14 protein-coding genes are annotated in these 12,092 nt (G+C 74.2%); 7 read left to right on the forward strand and 7 right to left on the reverse strand.

What is annotated here, in order from left to right; translation table 11 throughout:
* Nucleotides 1-7 precede the first annotated feature (7 nt).
* The 3 genes from QWY29_RS10775 to QWY29_RS10785 are packed head-to-tail and all read right to left on the reverse strand — an operon-like array spanning nt 8 to nt 3,191.
* Nucleotides 8-1,252, reverse strand: coding sequence for a bifunctional RNase H/acid phosphatase (locus QWY29_RS10775; RefSeq protein WP_336621838.1), 1,245 nt, complete (start codon nt 1,250-1,252; stop codon nt 8-10).
* Nucleotides 1,249-2,091 carry a zinc ribbon domain-containing protein gene (locus tag QWY29_RS10780; protein WP_300960759.1) on the reverse strand — a complete coding sequence of 281 codons (843 nt, stop codon included), beginning with the start codon at nt 2,089-2,091 and terminating at the stop codon, nt 1,249-1,251. Before QWY29_RS10780 ends, QWY29_RS10775 begins: the two co-directional genes overlap by 4 nt.
* Complete coding sequence (locus QWY29_RS10785; RefSeq protein WP_300960760.1) at nt 2,073-3,191, reverse strand: Nif3-like dinuclear metal center hexameric protein; 1,119 nt, start codon at nt 3,189-3,191, stop codon at nt 2,073-2,075. Before QWY29_RS10785 ends, QWY29_RS10780 begins: the two co-directional genes overlap by 19 nt.
* Before the next feature lie 51 nt (nt 3,192-3,242).
* Between QWY29_RS10785 and QWY29_RS10790 the strand changes: the two genes are divergently transcribed.
* The 3 genes from QWY29_RS10790 (at nt 3,243) to QWY29_RS10800 (ending at nt 6,014) form a co-directional block, all read left to right on the forward strand.
* On the forward strand, nt 3,243-3,548 hold the full coding sequence (locus QWY29_RS10790) for an antibiotic biosynthesis monooxygenase family protein (RefSeq protein ID WP_300960762.1): 306 nt from the start codon (nt 3,243-3,245) through the stop codon (nt 3,546-3,548).
* A 682-nt stretch (nt 3,549-4,230) separates the two neighbouring features.
* Nucleotides 4,231-5,424: an HNH endonuclease gene (locus QWY29_RS10795; protein WP_300960763.1), complete on the forward strand. Its 1,194-nt coding sequence runs from the start codon at nt 4,231-4,233 to the stop codon at nt 5,422-5,424.
* 389 nt (nt 5,425-5,813) lie between these two features.
* Nucleotides 5,814-6,014: a hypothetical protein gene (locus QWY29_RS10800; RefSeq protein WP_300960764.1), complete on the forward strand. Its 201-nt coding sequence runs from the start codon at nt 5,814-5,816 to the stop codon at nt 6,012-6,014.
* Here QWY29_RS10800 and QWY29_RS10805 read toward each other — a convergent pair.
* From QWY29_RS10805 to QWY29_RS10815, 3 genes are read right to left on the reverse strand one after another with little or no spacing between them, the layout of a single operon-like run.
* Complete coding sequence (locus tag QWY29_RS10805; protein ID WP_300960765.1) at nt 6,002-6,229, reverse strand: hypothetical protein; 228 nt, start codon at nt 6,227-6,229, stop codon at nt 6,002-6,004. The two genes, QWY29_RS10800 and QWY29_RS10805, sit on opposite strands and share 13 nt — an antisense overlap.
* Before the next feature lie 46 nt (nt 6,230-6,275).
* Complete coding sequence (locus QWY29_RS10810; protein WP_300960766.1) at nt 6,276-6,677, reverse strand: VOC family protein; 402 nt, start codon at nt 6,675-6,677, stop codon at nt 6,276-6,278.
* Between the two features lie 43 nt (nt 6,678-6,720).
* Nucleotides 6,721-8,253 carry an AMP-binding protein gene (locus QWY29_RS10815; protein WP_300960767.1) on the reverse strand — a complete coding sequence of 511 codons (1,533 nt, stop codon included), beginning with the start codon at nt 8,251-8,253 and terminating at the stop codon, nt 6,721-6,723.
* Between the two features lie 166 nt (nt 8,254-8,419).
* On the opposite strand from QWY29_RS10815, the gene QWY29_RS10820 reads away from it, so the two are divergent.
* Nucleotides 8,420-9,529, forward strand: a complete 1,110-nt coding sequence (locus QWY29_RS10820; protein WP_300960769.1) for a baeRF2 domain-containing protein — start codon at nt 8,420-8,422, stop codon at nt 9,527-9,529.
* A gap of 16 nt (nt 9,530-9,545) precedes the next feature.
* On the opposite strand, the gene QWY29_RS10825 is transcribed toward QWY29_RS10820, so the two are convergent.
* Nucleotides 9,546-9,896 (reverse strand): DUF8129 domain-containing protein, encoded by a 351-nt coding sequence (locus QWY29_RS10825; protein WP_300960770.1) that lies wholly within the window; start codon nt 9,894-9,896, stop codon nt 9,546-9,548.
* Between the two features lie 143 nt (nt 9,897-10,039).
* Between QWY29_RS10825 and QWY29_RS10830 the strand changes: the two genes are divergently transcribed.
* The 3 genes from QWY29_RS10830 to QWY29_RS10840 form a co-directional block, all read left to right on the forward strand.
* Nucleotides 10,040-10,390: a hypothetical protein gene (locus QWY29_RS10830; protein ID WP_300960771.1), complete on the forward strand. Its 351-nt coding sequence runs from the start codon at nt 10,040-10,042 to the stop codon at nt 10,388-10,390.
* Between the two features lie 50 nt (nt 10,391-10,440).
* Nucleotides 10,441-11,889 (forward strand): sensor histidine kinase, encoded by a 1,449-nt coding sequence (locus QWY29_RS10835; protein WP_300960772.1) that lies wholly within the window; start codon nt 10,441-10,443, stop codon nt 11,887-11,889.
* Nucleotides 11,874-12,092, forward strand: a 219-nt coding sequence (locus QWY29_RS10840) for a response regulator (protein ID WP_300960773.1), incomplete at its 3' end; no start/stop codon positions are given. The genes QWY29_RS10835 and QWY29_RS10840, both read left to right, overlap by 16 nt.

Raw genomic sequence — 12,092 nt, forward strand, 5'->3', positions numbered from 1 at the left:
GCCCCCGCTACCAGCGGCCGAGGTCGGCGACGAGGCCGCTGCCCGGCGGGAGCGCGTTGAAGAGCCGCATCGACCCGCGGCGCCCGCCCTCCTCGCCGTCCTCGCCCTGCTGGGCGGGGAAGAACGACAGCACCGTCACCGACGCCGGGGTGAGCTCCATCCGGAAGACCGCGTCGAGCGGCGCGTCGACCGCGTGGGCGACGAGCGTCTTGATCGGCGTCACGTGGCTGACCACGACGACGGCCCGGCCCGCGTGCCGGTCCAGCACCCGGTCGAGCCCGGTGAGCACGCGCTCCTGCACGGTGCGGAACGACTCGCCCCCGCCGGCCGCCACGTCGAGCGACCCGAGCCAGGCGTCCAGCCCGGCCTGGTCCTGCTCGGCGACCTCGGCGAAGGTCAGCCCGTCCCACGTCCCGAACTCCATCTCCGCGAAGCCGGGCTCCTCCTCCAGCGGGCGCCCCAGGACCTCGGCGACGATCTCCGCGGACTCCCGGGTGCGGCGCACGGGGCTCGCGACGACGGCGGCGACCCGCTCCCCCAGCGGCTGCAGCCACTCGGCGGTCGCGCGGACCTGGGCGCGGCCCTCCTCGCTCAGGCCGGGGTTGGCGCTGGCGAGGCCCCCGGAGAAGCGCTTCTCCTTGGTGTGCGCGGTGACGCCGTGGCGCACGAGCACCAGCGTGGTCGGGGCGCCGGTGCCGGCGGACCAGCCACGCGCCTGCGACTGGATCGAGGCGGGCGCGTCGCCGGCGGCCGCGGCCTCGGGGCTCTCGATCTCCTCGATCAGCGAGTCCTCGTCGAGGACCTCGCGGCCGCTCGCGACCGCGCCGGCGACGGTGACGCCTGAGCGGAGCCCGTCGAGCGCCTCGTTGGCGAGACGGTCGGCGTGGGAGTTCCGGGCCCGCGGGACCCAGGTGTACGTCGTGCCGGCGGGCGCGAGCTGCTTGGCCTCGGCGGCCAGCGGCTGCATGTCGGGGTGCTTGATCTTCCAGCGGCCCGACATCTGCTCGACGACGAGCTTGGAGTCCATCCGGACCTCGACGCTCGCGCCGGGCGCGTGCTCGACGGCGAGGCGGAGGCCGGCGATCAGGCCGGAGTACTCCGCGACGTTGTTGGTCGCCCGCCCGATCGTCGAGCCGTCCTCGGCGATGACCTCGCCGGTGTCGGCGTCCTTGAGCACGGCGCCGTACGCCGCCGGGCCGGGGTTGCCGCGGGACCCGCCGTCTGCCTCGACGACGACGGAGCGGGAGATCACAGCCCGGACTCGGCCGTGCGGACGAGGATCCGCGAGCACTCCTCGCAGCGCACGACCTGGTCGGCCGGCGTCCGCGCGATGACCGCGAGCTCGGCGTTGTCCAGGGTCAGCCGGCACCCGCCGCACTGCCGGGCGCGCAGCTCGGCCGCGCCGACGCCGCCCTTGGCCGCACGGAGCTTGTCGTAGAGCGCCACCAGGTCGTCGGGCAGGCCGTCGGCCTTGGCGCTGCGCCCGCCCTCGACCTCGGCCAGCTCGGCGTCGATCTCGGCGAAGCGACGGTCCCGCTCGGCGGCCAGCGCCGCCAGGCGCTCGTCGTGGGCGGCGATCCGCTCCTCGAGGTGGGCCAGCGTGCGCTGCGCCTCCTCGAGCTTCTCCATCACCTCGAGCTCGTCGTCCTCCAACGAGCCGATGCGGCGGTCGAGGGACTCCAGCTCGCGCTGCATCCGCTCGAGGTCCTTGGGGTTGGTGACCAGGCCCTGGTCGACCCGGTCCCGGTCGCGGGTGCGCCGGGTGCGCACGGCCTCGACGTCGGCGTCGACCTTCGCCTGCTCGACGGCCAGGTCGTCGGCGACGATCCGCGCGTCGCGGGCCTCGTCGTCGACCAGCTTGCGGCTGGCCTCGAGCTCGGCGATCTCGGCGAGCTCGGGCAGGTGGGACCGCTGGTGGCGCAGCTGGGCGGCGCGGGCGTCGATCTCCTGCACCTCGAGCAGCGCGAGCTGGGCGGCGGGGTCGGCTTTCAGCGGGATCTCCTTGTTCAGGTGTCCAGGGTCCTGGTGTGCAGGGGTCCTGGTGTGCAGATGTCCTGGTTTGCAGGTCGCGGTCAGGCGCGGAACGTCCACGGGTCGGTGCTCGTGGTGCTGACGCGGGTGGCCACCGTACCGCCGAACGCCTCGCCCAGCCGCCTCTCCAGCACCGGCAGCCAGGTCCACTCGGCCGCCCAGTGGGCCACGTCGACGAGCGCCGGCCCGCCGTGCTCCAGGAACTCCGCCGCCGGGTGGTGACGAAGGTCGCTGGTCACGTACACGTCGACGTCGCTGCCCCGGACCCGGTCGAGCAGGAAGTCGCCCGCCCCGCCGCAGAGCGCCACGCGGCGTACCTCCCGGTCAAGGTCGCCTCCCACGCGCACCCCGTGGGCGGTGGCGGGCAGCGCGTCGCGCACCCGCTCGGCGAAGGCCCGCAGCGTCGTCGGCTCGACGCGCCCCGCGCGGCCGGTGCCGGTGGTGGCGGCGCCGGGGTCGGCGAGCTCCACGACGTCGTACGCCGGCTCCTCGTAGGGGTGGACCGCGAGCAGCGCGCGGACCACGGCCGTGCGCCGGGCGCGCGGCAGCACGACCTGGATGCTCACCTCGTCGACCACCTCGGGCCGGCCGACCTCGCCGATCGTGGGGTCGGCGCCGGGCAGCGGCCGGAAGCGGCCCTCCCCCGCGGCGGTGAACGAGGCCGCCTCGTAGTCCCCGAGCCCGCCGGCCCCCGCGTCGGCCAGCGCCGTGCGCACCGCCTCGGCGCTGTCGGCGGGGGCGAAGACGGTGAGCTTGTCCAGGGCCTCGGACGGCGCCGGGAGCAGCGGCTCGAGGTCGGTGAGCCCGAGCGCCAGGGCCATCGACTCCGACACGCCCCCGACGGCCTGGTCGGCGTTGGTGTGCGCAGCCAGCAGCGCGCAGCCCGCCCTCGTGAGGGTGGTGAGCGTGCGGCCCTTCGGCGTCGCGGTCGTGAACCCGTGCACCGGCTTGAGGAAGAGCGGGTGGTGGGTCACCAGCAGGTCGGCGCCCCACTCCGCCGCCTCCCGGGCGACGACCTCGGTGGGGTCGACGGCCAGCAGCACCTTCGCGACCGGCTGGTCGAGGTCGCCGGCCACCAGGCCGACGGCGTCCCAGCCCTCGGCGGTGTGCGGCGGGTACCACTCGTGCAACAGGTCGACGACGTCCTTCAGCGCGGGCACCGCGCCAGGCTAGCGACCGCCCCGACCCCCGCCCTGCCTAGGCTGCGACCCATGCCCGTCGTGAAGATCAACGCCATCTCCGTCCCGCCCCAGGCCGGCCCCGAGCTGGAGAAGCGGTTCGCCGCCCGCGCCGGCACGGTCGAGGGCACCCCCGGCTTCCTCGGCTTCCAGCTGCTCCGCCCCGTCGCCGGCGAGGACCGCTACTTCGTCGTCACCCAGTGGGAGGACGACGCCGCCTTCGAGGCCTGGCGCGACGGCGACGCCCGCGCCGCCCACGCCGGCGCCCCCTCCGGCGGCCCCGTCTCCACCGGCGCCTCCCTCCTCGAGTTCGACGTCGTCCTCGACGTCCGCGCCTGACCCCTCGCCCGCTGGTCGAGCGGCCACCGCTGGTCGAGCAGCGAGCCCTGGCGAGCGTCGTCGAGACCCCTGGCAGCCGAACTTCGGCCTGCGGACCGTGGGTGGTTGCGGTGATGGGCAGTTAAGGGCGAGGTGCGTCGTAGGTCGCGGTCGGCTCCCGGCTCGCTGGCCGCCACCTCGGCTGGCTCGGCTATCCATCGGCTGGTTGAGGAGCTTGCGCTGGCAAGCGTCTCGAAACCTGCCCACCGCTGGTCGAGCAGCGAGCCCCGGCGAGCGTCGACGAGACCGCCCACCGCTGGTCGAGCAGCGAGCCCTGGCGAGCGTCGTCGAGACCCCTGGCAGCCGACCTACGGCCTGCGGACCGTAGGTGGTTGCGGTGGAGGCAGCTATAGGGTCAGGTACGGCGTGGGTCGCGGTCTGCGCCCGGCTCGCTGGCCGCCACCCCGCGCCGTGCCGCCATTCGTCGGCTGGTTGAGGAGCTTGCGCTGGCAAGCGTCTCGAAACCCGCCGACCAAACCCTCCACAGATCCCGCCGAGACCTTCTACTCGAACACGTGTTCGAGTAGAATGAGGCCATGAACTTGGCCCACCTCGCGACACCGAGACCTCGCTGGACGACCCAGCCGAGGTCCTCGCTTCCGCGCGGGCCAGCCAGCGCGAGGCCGACGCCGCGGAGGTCCGCGTGCTCCTGGCCGCGGTGCAGTGGTGCGTGATGCACCCGGCCGAGTCGCTGAACGACGCAGCCGCGTGGTCGACGCTGCGTGGCTACGGCGACAAGCCCGTCCCGCTGGCCGGGGACGGGGCGCCGATGGTCACCGAGTTCGCCGTCGTCGAGCTCGCCGCCGCCCTCGGCAAGTCCCTCGAAGCAGGTCGTGCCTACCTGGCCGAGGCGCTCGAGCTGCGCTACCGCCTCCCGAAGACCTGGACCGCCCTGACCAGCGGGGTCCTGCCGGCGTGGAAGGCCCGCTCCATCGCCCGCCGCACCCTCCACCTCCCCGAGAAGGGCGCTCGGTTCGTGGACACCCACGTCCACCACTGCGCCGCCTCCATCGGCCCCGCCGCCCTCGAACGCGTCGTGGAGGAAGCGCTCGTGCGGTTCGACCCCGACGAAGCCGAACGCATCCGGTTCGAGCGCACCGAGGTCCGCCACGTCACCATCCAGACCCGCCAGGTCTCCTTCGACGGCCACGTCGACTGCTGGGCCACCCTCGACCTCGCCGACGCCCTCGACCTCGAGGACGCCCTGACCAAGGGCGCCGACCGGCTCGCCGCCCTCGGGTCGAAAGAGGCAGAGGGATCACGTCGGGCGACCGCGCTCGGTGACATGGCCCGCCGGCAGCTCGTCCTGGAGTTCGACGCCGACCCCAAGCCGTTGGTCGTGCACGTCCACCAGACCCCGGATGGCACCGTCGACCAGGTTGTGCGCGTGGAGAACACCCGTGGGTTCGTCCTGGCCGGCCAGCTCGCCGACTGGTGCACCCGCGCCGCGACCAGCCCCACCGGCAAGATCACCATCAAGCCGGTCATCGACCTCGCCGAGCACATCCACGTCGAGGCTTACGAGGTCCCCGACCGCCTCAGCCAGCAGACCCGGCTCCGCGACCACCACTGCGTCTTCCCCTGGTGCACCCGCCCCGCGTTCCAGCACTCCCAGGTCGACGACGACCACGTCATCCCACGGTCCCGAGGCGGCGCGACAGCCACGGAGAACGTCGGCCCGCTCTGCAGGCGGCATCACCGCGGCAAGACCCACGGCGGCTGGCAACACTCCTCACCCGGTCCCGGCTCCTACCGCTGGACCAGCCCCTGCGGGACGACGTACACCGTCGACCACCACGGCACCGTCGACCACGACACCGGTCCACCCGAGCCGTAGCCACCCCGCCCCGCACCCGCCGAAGCAACCAGTCGGCGGGGCACCGGCACGTCCGGTCCGACCAGCGGGGCACAACCAGAGCGCTGCTCCGGCCGTCCCAGCCAGGTGGATCGACGACCCCTGCGGAGGAACCCATGACCGACGTACGACGCGTGGCCCGACGGACCGGGGCGGCCGTCCTGATAAGCACTGCCTTGCTCGCCGCCGTCACCTGCTGCGGGAGCACCGACGCTGACCGACCGAGCACGGCCGCGGCTTCCGCGTCGCCATCCGAGACCCAGCCGTCCGAGACTCAGCCATCCGAGACCCAACCGCCGAGCGGCACCGGCTGCGGGGCCGACCTGACGCGAGCCGTCCAGTTCCGGTCCCCCGGGTTCGGGGACATCGCGGTGGACGAGTGCCGCGACGGTTGGGCGTACCTCGGCGCGGCCGAGGGCCGAGGTGACACCGAGCAGCTGTGGCGCGCGGAGGACGGGTCGTGGCGGTGGGTCACGTCGATGCCGTCGACGCTGTGCCCGGTCGACCTGCAGGAGGTCGGAGCGCCCCGGTGGGTGGTCGCGCTCCTCGCCTACCGCGACTACGCCTGCTGACGGCGACGGTCGCCCACGAGGACGGCCAGCGGCCCGACGACCGGCAGCACGACGAGGGCGACCAGGCCGAGCAGCCCGCCGCGGACCGTCGTCCTCCCCCGGAGCACGCGCACGAGCACCACCACCAGCAGCACGACGTGCACCAGCGACAGGAGGCCGAGCGCGACCTCCGCAGCCGACGGGGCCAGCGGGTTCAGCTCGTGCTGCTCCTCCATGCCGTCACCGTACGTGCGCCACGCCGAGAAGGGAGCCGGGCGGGCGTCAGCCCCAGGACCGCTCGCTGAGGACCAGCCGGTAGCCGTCGGGGTCGACCACGGTGACTCCCCAGCGGTCCCAGTACGGGTTCCGAGAGGCGGTCCGCCGACCACCCGCCCGCTCGATCCGGTCCAGCCAGGCCGCGGACGGCGGTTCCTCGAGGTACAGGACGACCAGGTCCTCCTCCGAGGGTCGCGCCCGTGCTGCGCTGTCGGCGTCGTCGACGAGCTCGAGGTGCCAGGCGGCCCCGGGCGCGCCGACCATCGTGAGGGCGTGAGCGCCCTCGACGTCCGCACCCGAGCGCCACAGCACGTCGAGGCCGACGCCCTCGATCCAGAACCGCTCGGCCGCGGCGAGGTCCGTGGCCGGGCGGGCGATGCGCAGGTGGGCTGCCGAGAGGTCCGTCATCCGGCGATGCTCGCACCCGCCTCACGCACCGCCGCGGGCGACGTCAGTTGACCTGGCGGTCCTGGCTCTTCCAGTAGGCCTCGCGCAGCTTGAACTTCTGCAGCTTGCCGGTGGCGGTGCGGGCGAGCTCCTCGCGGAACTCCACCGACGTGGGCGCCTTGTAACCGGCCGCCTTGTCCTTGCACCAGGCGATCAGCTCGGCCTCGGTCGCCGAGGCGCCCTCGGCGAGGACGACGAGCGCCTTGATCGTCTCGCCCCACTTCTCGCTGGGCACGCCGATGACGGCGACCTCGGCCACGGCGGGGTGGGAGAAGAGCACGTCCTCGACCTCGATGGAGGAGACGTTCTCGCCGCCGGTGATGATCACGTCCTTCTTGCGGTCGGAGATCGTCAGGTAGCCGTCGTCGCCGATCGCGCCGCCGTCGCCGGTGTGGAACCAGTCGTCGGCCAGGGCCGCGGCGCTCTCCTCCGGCTGCTCCCAGTAGCCCTCCATGATGACGTTGGAGCGGGCGAGCACCTCGCCCTCCGGCCCGGTCGAGAGCCGTACGCCGAGGGCGGGGGCGCCGGCGCGGACCAGCTTTGCGGCGCGCTCGTCGGAGGTCAGGTCGTCCCACTCGGCCCGGGTCCGGTTGACGGTCAGCAGCGGCGAGGTCTCGGTGAGGCCGTAGATCTGCATGAACTCCCAGCCGAGCTCCTCCTCGACCCGGGCGATGGTGCGGGTCGGCGGCGGGGCGCCGGCGACGATGATCCGGACCCGGTCGCGGCCGGGGACCTCGCCCTCCCACGACGGCAGCGCGTCGAGGACGGCGGCGACGACGGCGGGCGCGGCGCACATGACGGTGACGCCGTGGTCGCGCACGCGGCGCAGGATCTCGGTGCCGTCGATCTTGCGGATGACGACCTGCTTGATGCCGAGGCCGGTCGTGGCGAAAGGCATCCCCCAGCCGTTGGCGTGGAACATCGGAAGCGTGTGCAGGTAGACGTCGCGGTCGGTGAGCCCGGCATGCAGGCCGAAGGTCAGCGCGTTGACCCAGATGTTGCGGTGGGTGATCTGCACGCCCTTGGGCCGCGCGGTCGTGCCGGAGGTGTAGTTGATGCAGGCGGTGGCGTTCTCGTCGGGCTCCCACGGCTGCGCGGTGGCCCCTGCCGCGGCGTACAGGTCCTCGTCGTGGCCGAGGGTGAACCGGTGCTCGGCCCCGACCCCGCCCAGCGCGTCCTCGAGCTCGGGGTCGACGTACAGCGCACGGGCGCCGGAGTGCTCGACGATGTAGCGGACCTCGTCGGGCCGCAGCCGGAAGTTGACCGGCACCAGCACGCGACCGGAGCCGGCCACGCCGAAGAACGAGGTGAGCAGCCGGGCGCTGTTGTGGCTGACGACCGCCACCCGCTCCCCCACGCCGATGCCGAGCTCGTCGAGGCGCGCGGCCTGGCGCACGGCCAGCTCGCCCATCTCGCGGTAGGTCGGCGAGCCGAGGGACGGCGCGGGCTGCTGCGGCTCGTCGACGACCCCGGTGCGGTCGGGGTAGACCGTCGTGGCCCGGTCGATGAAGTCGGAGACGCTGAACGGGACGAGCACGGGACCTCCAGAGCGGACGCGTACGACGTGGTGCAGGCCACTCTAGGCAGGCGCGGTTGGGCGGTGGTTGCCGCAGGTCCGCGGTGGACACGGCGGGGACGCGATGGGGACACGGTGGGGGCCCGGGCGCCGTATCCGGTCCGGCGCCGCTGGGAACCAGGGGCCCATGGACACCAGCGACCTCAGCAAGCTCAAGCAGGCCCGCGGCCCCTTCGCGACGGCGTTCGTCGACGTCGGCCACGGCACCGAGAACGGTGAGCACGAGCACGGCCTCCGCGTCCGGGCGGCCGTCGACCAGCTGCGCGAGCAGGGCGCCGACGACGCGGTCGTCGACGTCGTCACCCGCAGCCTGATGGAGACGGCCGACCAGCCCGCGCCGGTGGCGCGCCTCGTCGTGGCCAACGCCGACGGGATCGTGCTGGAGGAGGTGGCAGCGGTCCAGGTCGACCAGCCGGTGGCCACGTGGGGCCCGCTGCCCGACCTGGCCCGGTGGGTGGAGCACCGCGACGCGACGGTGTCGTTCGTCCTCGCGGTCGTCGACCACACCGGCGGCGACGTCGCCGTGCACGTCTCGGACGTGCCGACCGCGCTGGAGGAGCAGAGCATCGAGGTCGAGGACGACCGGGCCGCCGAGATCAACAAGGTGACCGTCGGCGGCTGGGCGCAGAAGCACTACGAGCTGCGCACCGAGAACGCCTGGCGGGAGAGCGCCGACGAGGTCGTCGACGCGATCACGTCGTACGTGCGCGCCGGTCACCACCTCGTCCTGCTCGCGGGCGACCCGACCTCGAAGGGCATGGTGCGCGAGAAGCTCGGGTCCACCCAGGCCGAGGTGGTCGAGCTCAGCAGCGGCCAGCGCGCCGAGGACGGCGGCGACGAGGCGCTCCAGCAGGCGATCCGCGAGGCGCTGATGGAGCAGGTGGTGCAGCGCCGGCTCGGCGCCGTGCACGAGCTCCGCGAGCGCCTGGGCCGCGGCGAGGCCGTGGCCAGCGGCATCGACGACGTCGCGGACGCCTTCGTCCGCGGCCAGGTCGACACCCTCCTCCTCGACCCGACCAGGGCCGCCGAGACCGAGCTCGACCCGTCGCGCTACGAGGGCCTCGTCCTCGGCGACGGCGTGCCCCAGCAGCCGCTGCGCGCCGACCAGGCCCTGGTGGCCGCCGCCGTGCTCACCGACGCCGCGGTGACGGTCGCGCCGTACCAGGCCATGGGCGGCGAGCCGGTCGCCGCGCTGCTGCGCTGGGACCAGCCCACCCCCGGCAGCCAGGACGCCTGAGCGTCCCGGGCCCGGCTCAGCCGCGCGGCTGGGCCGGGTTCGTCGGCACGCCCTGCGACGGCGGGTTCTGCGGCGGCCCCTCGTTGACCGACGCACCACCCTGCGCGCCGGTCTGCGGTGCGGCGTCGGCCTCCGGGGCGTTCGCCGTCGGCGAGCCGCCGGACAGCGGTGCGCCGCCCTGGACCGCCTCGAGCCGGTGCTCCAGCAGCTGGACGACCTGCACCCGGTCGGCGTGCGCCCGCTCGTAGGCGAGCAGCGCCTCGAGCCCCGCCCCGTCGAGCGAGCGGATCCGGCCTTCGAGCGAGCCGACCGGCAGGTGGTCGTAGTCGGGCAGGGGCAGCTGGTCGTGGTGCGGCACGTCGGTCACGGGGCCTCCTCGGCGTCGGGTCTGGACCCCGTCGGAGTACCCGGCCGCCGACGACACATCCGGCCGCCCCGGGCGCGGGTGGATGAGAGTCCTCTCATGGGCCTCTCACCCCGCCCCCACCGTCGGGCAGGATCGTGGTCGTCATGAGTCCGGTCTGGAAGAGCCTGCTCGGCCTCGCGGTCCTGCTCCCCGTCGGGGGGTACGTCGCGGGGTCGCTCGCCGCGGCCAGCGGCGACGACCCGGCGCCGCGGGAGGTCATCGTCATCCGCGACGCGCCCGTCCAGCCGCGCTCCCCCGGCACCACCCTCAGCCCCCGCCCGTCCCCCACCTCCGGCCCCGACCGCGACCGCGATGGCAGCGGCAGCGACGACGACGACGACGTGAAGGTCGTCAGCCCCGAGCCCGACGACCTCGACGACGAGCCCGACGAGGACGAGCCGGACGAGGACGAGCGCGACGACGACCGCGACGACGACCGCGGGGACGACGACTGAACGGCGCCCCGCCCCGTCCCGAGCCCCGTGCGCGCCGCACGGGGTTCTCCGTGCGTGCCCGGATCACCGCGTCGGTGGCGGTGCTGGTCCTGGGGGCCCTCAGCGCGGCCGGGGTCATCGTCTACGCCGTGGAGTCCCAGCGGGTCGACGCGCAGACGGTGGAGGAGGTGGAGCAGGAGCTCGACGAGTTCGCTGTCCTCCAGGGCGACGGGATCGACCCGACCACCGGGGAGCCGTTCGCCTCGGTCCGCGACCTGCTGCGGCTCTTCCTCGAGCGCAACGTGCCCGACGACGACGAGGTGCTGGTCGCCTGGGTGGGTGACCGGCCGGTCTACCGGTTCCCGCGCGACGACGAGCTCTACCGCGACCCGCGCTTCCTCGACGCCGTCCGGCCGCTGGTGACGACCGGCGGCTCCACCCGCATCGACACGCCCCAGGGCCGCGCCCTGGTCGCCACCCAGCCGGTCCGCCAGCGCACCCCCGCCGGCGTCGAGACCGGTGCGCTCGTGGTCGTCGTCTACCTCGCCGAGGACCGCGGCGAGCTGCACGACACCATGCGCACCTACGCCGTGGTCGCCGCGCTGCTGACAGTCCTCGTCGTCGCCGCCGCGGCGTGGCAGTCCGGCCGACTCCTGGCCCCCATCCGCGTGCTGCGGGAGACCGCCGACGAGATCCGCGAGTCCGACCTGTCGCGCCGCATCCCCGAGGCCGGCAACGACGACATCACCGCGCTCACCCACACCCTCAACCGCATGCTCGACCGCCTCGAGACCGCCTTCGCCGACCAGCGGCGCTTCCTCGACGACGCCGGCCACGAGCTGCGGACCCCGCTCACCGTGCTGCGCGGCCACCTCGAGCTGCTCGACGCCCACGACCCCGTCGACGTCGAGGAGACCCGGGCCCTGCTCCTCGACGAGATCGACCGGATGGCGCGGCTCGTCGGCGACCTGATCCTGCTCGCCAAGTCCGACCGGCCCGACTTCGTGCTCCCCACCGAGGTCCACCTCGGCGAGCTGACCGAGGATGTCCTGGCGAAGGTCCGGGGCCTCGGCGACCGCGACTGGCGCCTCGACGGCACCGCGGACCGGCTCGTCCGCGTCGACGGCCAGCGGCTCACCCAGGCGCTGCTCCAGCTCGCTGACAACGCCGTCAAGCACACCGGGCCCGGCGACCTGGTCGCGATCGGCTCGTCGTACGACGCCGCCGCGCCGCCCGGCGAGCGGCTCCGCCTGTGGGTGCGCGACGGCGGCCCCGGCGTCCCCGCCGAGGACCGGGAGGCGGTCTTCGAGCGGTTCGGTCGCAGCGCCGTGCCCGACGGCGACGAGGGGTTCGGCCTCGGCCTGTCGATCGTGCACGCGATCGTCGCCGCCCACGGCGGCTCGGTCGCCGTCACCGACGACCGCCCCGAGTCGCCGCACGGCGCTCGGTTCACCATCACGCTGCCCACGTCCGGGGCGTCGTCCGTGCTCGTCGAGGAGGCCCCGTGGCCCGCATCCTGATCGTGGAGGACGAGGCGCGCATCGCCTCGTTCCTGGCCAAGGGGCTGCGTGCCGACGGCCACCAGACCACCGTCGTCGACGACGGACGCCGCGGTCTCGACGAGGCGCTCTCCGGCGGGCACGACCTGATGGTGCTCGACCTCGGGCTGCCGGGCATGGACGGCCAGGAGGTCCTCGAGCTGCTGCGCGCGCAGGGCTCGAGG

Source organism: Nocardioides abyssi (assembly GCF_030412915.1).
GTDB classification, from domain to species: Bacteria; Actinomycetota; Actinomycetes; order Propionibacteriales; family Nocardioidaceae; genus Nocardioides; species Nocardioides abyssi.